The organism is Acinetobacter sp. ANC5681 (assembly GCF_023488045.1).
Classification (GTDB): Bacteria; Pseudomonadota; Gammaproteobacteria; order Pseudomonadales; family Moraxellaceae; genus Acinetobacter.
Genome location: NZ_JAMFKZ010000065.1, coordinates 1 through 2,941 on the forward strand (window position 1 = coordinate 1; position 2,941 = coordinate 2,941).

A 2,941-nucleotide genomic window follows, 5' to 3' on the forward strand; every position below is an offset into this window, starting at 1 on the left:
ATGTGTCATCATATTCGTCGTCAGAAAACAAGTATTATGCCATTATTTCAATGAGTTATCTTTTTTTGTCGTGTACAAAGATGTTTATTAATTAATCAATTGCAGGAGATATTAAGACTTTTTTTGTAATTTTGAGTAAAGTTAGTTTTCTGGAATGTTTCATTTTCTCACTCTAAGGTAATCACGAGGACCAAAAATCGACTGAGATTAAAGGTCTTTCCACAGATGGATAAAAAGTAGGATGTTAAATTGACCAACACCTCTAATAAACACAACTCCTCCTTTAATTATACAAGTAGATTAAGACGTGCACGCCATCGCTTTAGTCTGCTGGAAGATAAGGCAGAAGATGATGAAATCGAGCGTCGTATTCGTGATGGGATTGAGCTATCAGGAGCCATTCCCTGGATTTTAATATTCGCTATTTTTATTGCATCAGTCGGATTAAATATCAATTCAACAGCTGTGATTATTGGCGCAATGCTAATTTCTCCACTTATGGGACCGATCATGGGGGTGGGGCTGGGTGTAGCAGTTTATGACTTTAAACTGGTAAAACGGGCACTCTTCAACCTAGGTATTGCAACACTGATCAGCTTGGTCGTATCCACTCTATATTTCTCGATATCACCCCTCGATAATGCACAATCTGAACTTTTATCACGAACTAGCCCAACCGTTTGGGATGTGTTCATCGCATTATTTGGTGGATTGGCAGGAATCATTGGGATCACTCGAGAAGAAAAATCAAATGTTATTCCAGGGGTGGCGATTGCTACAGCATTGATGCCACCTGTCTGTACTGCTGGATTTGGTATTGCAACTGGACAGTGGAGCTTTGTTGGTGGTGCACTGTATTTATATACCATCAATTGTGTGTTCATCAGTTTGGCAACTATTATCGGTATCCGGATTTTAAGGTTAAAGCCACATAGTTTTGCTGACGAAAAAGTAGAAAGACGTGTAAAAATATCTTTGCTGATGATCGCAATGGTGACCGCAATTCCAAGTGCCTATCTGGCGACTAAATTAGTTAATGAAGAAGTTTTTAAATCAACTGCCAACAAATTCATTACACAAGAATTTACCTTTAAAGAAACACAAGTCGCCAGTTCAAAAATTGATAGCAAGACACGGACCATTGAGTTGGCTTTAGTCGGTTTGCCCTTAAGTCAGGCGACGTTGCAGAATATTGAAGGGAGACTTGCTGTTGCAAATCTCGAAGGAACTAAAATTATTGTGCATCAAACCAATGATGATAAGGTTGATGTGACTGCCTTAAAATCTGGGGTATTGAGTGATTTGTATCTGAATGGACAAGAAGCCCTGCGCCAAAAGGATGAACAGGTAAAACAATTACAGCAAGAATTAAGGGTGAAAAATGCTTTATTTGCCAATGCAAATGATGTTTTTGCAGAGCTACGTGCACAGCATCCCACTGTAAGCTCTATTTTTCTAGGACAAGGCATTGATTTACCGACTGATCCCAATCAAAAGCAAATACTGCAACTTAGTGTGAGAACATCTGAACCACTATCGAGTGAAGATCAAATTCGCATTGAAAATTGGTTCAAGGTTAGAATGAAGACGGATGCTGTACTATTAAATTTTTTGGTAAATCAAGATATTGTTAATCAAAAAGATAGCAGTTCAAACTAATACTTGTTAATTTGAACTGCTATGTAGATTGTTTAATTACGGACTACATTTAAAAAATACAAGTGGCGTTCGTATTGATCAATAATGTCCTGGAGTAAATCTTCTTGTGTCCATTCCATGACATTGTAGTTTTTCCCCCCTTCTTTTAGAAAAACTTCCGCTTTGTAATATTTCAGAGAGAGGCTACTTTCGTCATCGAGCATAAAACTCGGAGCTCGTGTTTCAGTAGCCACGACTTGATAGATGAAGTTGATTTCATTTTGATGATCTACTTTCAGTAATAGCCCCCCATCAACCTCACGGATTGAAACATCCAGATTCCGGCGCTGAAATTCATGTTTTATGTTCTGAAAAGCCTGATGAACATTCTGATGAATATAGGCTGTTACTTCGGCTTTAGAATGTGGGTAATGCATAATTAAACCTAGACGCTGTTGCCAGCTTCTTGGGTTTTGTATAGCTCGTGGTGTGATCCTAGCACTTTGTAGGGCCTGTACTTTTAAGACATCTAAACGTAGTGCCTTGATTAACCCCCAGCACAATAACAGCATAATGAAAGTAAAAGGCAAGGCACTCATGATCACTGCAGATTGCAAGGCACTTAAACCACCAACGATCAGCAAGATAATAGAAAGAACAGCAATCACAGCTGTCCAGAACAAACGTTGCCAAACAGGGGAGTGCTCCGTTTTAGCCGTAAGGTAATCTGTGATCAAGGCTCCTGAATCAGCCGAAGTAACAAAAAACAGGAAGATCAGGAGGGTAGCAACCAGACTGGATACACTAGAGAGAGGTAAAGTCTTTAAAAATTCGAATAAGGCAACAGAAGAATCTTTTTCTACAGCCAATACTAGACTGGAATGATTTTGAACCGTACCGGGTTTGTCGGAGACTTTTTTATTTAAGTTAGGCCACCTGACCTAACGGGTTAATCTTATCATTGAACCGTACTGGGTTTATCGGAGAGAAGTTTTTAATATCTAAATTTATGTAACTATAGAGTATACCCTAAAGTAACACTGACAACACCCCAGAATTTATGTCTCATTTAAATAAAATTTATCCATACGTTACATGTAACTTTTAAATATACCATTCATTGTTTACAATAAGCAGAAATAAGCGTCTGGTAGGGTGTAAGATGAAAGGTCATAAGGTGGGATATGTCAGAGTCAGTTCTGTTGACCAGAATATTGGACGGCACTGTTGCAAATAGAGATTTGAGTCGATGATGTTCCCTTTAAAAAGTACTTAGAGACCGAAAACCCTGTTGATTAGACAC

The 2,941-nt window shown here is 38.5% G+C and carries 1 protein-coding gene and 1 pseudogene; one reads left to right on the top strand and one right to left on the bottom strand.

Features of this window, described 5'->3' with window-relative positions; genetic code table 11:
* The first annotated feature begins 249 nt into the window (after positions 1-249).
* Positions 250-1,659, top strand: coding sequence for a TIGR00341 family protein (locus M5121_RS15630; RefSeq protein ID WP_087548432.1), 1,410 nt, complete (start codon positions 250-252; stop codon positions 1,657-1,659).
* 32 nt (positions 1,660-1,691) lie between these two features.
* Here M5121_RS15630 and M5121_RS15635 read toward each other — a convergent pair.
* Positions 1,692-2,528: pseudogene (locus M5121_RS15635) on the bottom strand (glycine betaine transporter); the annotation flags it as partial.
* Between the last annotated feature and the right edge of the window lie 413 nt (positions 2,529-2,941).